Here is a 1476-nt window from a genome sequence, read left to right on the forward strand (position 1 = left end):
AGGCGACGTGCCGAACACCCGCCACCCCATGGCCGACCACACCAACCTGCTCATCGCCCACGTCACCGGCTTCAACCAGCTCTTCTGGGACACCGGCACCACCCGCACCACCGTCATCGACCACGGCATCGTCGCGCCCACCGTGTCCTACACCGGCGAACTCGACCGCCTCGCCGTCGTCATCAACGAACCCATCCGACGCGGCCGCGTCACCGGCACCGACCTGCTGCCCCGGTTCGCCGAAATCGCCCCCCTGGACGTCTACGGCATGGGAGTCACCGGCCTCGCCGACCACCTCGGCCTACCAGCCGACCGACTCACCACCCACGACGACGTACCGCAGGAGCGGATGCACGCCGAACTCGCGCGACGACGCGCCTACCTACACCTCTGCCGGTGGACCTCCCTCGGACTCAGTCTCATCGAAGCCATGTCCATCGGCATGCCCGTCCTCGCCCTCGCCACCACCGAAGCCGTGACGGCCGTACCCCCCGACGCCGGGGTGCTCGCCACCCGGGTGGAGACGCTCACCGAGTCGGCCCGGCGGCTCATCGAGGACCGCGACGCGGCGTACCGGCTGGGCGCCCGGGCGCGGGAGGTGTCCAGGGAACGTTTCGGACTCGACCGGTTCCTGGCCGACTGGGACCGGCTGATGAAGGAGGAGACATGCGGATCGCGATGATCTCGGAGCACGCCAGCCCGCTCGCCGTCCTGGGCGAGGAGGACGCCGGCGGCCAGAACACGCACGTCGCGGAACTGTCCGCCGCGCTCGCCGGCGAGGGACACGACGTACGCGTCTACACCCGCCGCGACTCCACCACCCTCGACCACGTCGTCTCCACTCCGGACGGCTACCAGGTGTGGCACGTGCCGGCCGGCCCGCCACGGCGGATGCCCAAGGACGAGCTGTTGCCGTTCATGGGCGAGTTCGGCACGTGGCTGGCCGAGCAGTGGCGGGACGGATCCTGGGTGCCCGACGTGGCGCACGCCCACTTCTGGATGAGCGGACTGGCCACCCTGCACGCCGGACGGCGGGCGCGGGTCCCGACGGTGCTGACGTACCACGCCCTGGGGACGGTGAAACGACGTCACCAGGGCACCCGGGACACGAGCCCACCAGGCCGGATCGGGTACGAACGGGCCCTCGGTCGGGCCGCCGACCGGGTGATCGTGCAGTGCCAGGACGAGATCGGAGAGCTGGTCCGCCTGGGCGTGCCCCGGGCCCGGATGGCACTGGTCCCCTCCGGGGTCAACCAGGAGATGTTCCGCCCGGACGGGCCCGCCGAGCCGCGTGACCCGAGTCGGCCACGGCTCCTCACCGTCGGACGCATGGTGGAGCGCAAGGGCTTCGCGGATGTCATCCAGGCGCTGCACGCGGTGCCGGACGCCGAGTGCGTGGTGGTCGGCGGCCCGCCGGCCGACCTGCTGCCCGCCGACACCTTCGCCCGGCGGCTCGGGGCGCTGGCCGAGTCGTGC

The 1476-nt window shown here is 72.0% G+C and carries 2 protein-coding genes; both read left to right on the forward strand.

All coding sequences use genetic code 11. The features are described from left to right. Positions 1 to 682: glycosyltransferase (locus tag ACTWLT_RS31505; protein WP_445321489.1), on the forward strand; the 682-nt coding region annotated here is incomplete at its 5' end. Continuing rightward, on the forward strand, positions 667 to 1476 hold an 810-nt coding region (locus ACTWLT_RS31510), incomplete at its 3' end, for a glycosyltransferase (protein ID WP_445321490.1). The genes ACTWLT_RS31505 and ACTWLT_RS31510, both read left to right, overlap by 16 nt.

Source organism: Micromonospora yongxingensis, from assembly GCF_052601155.1.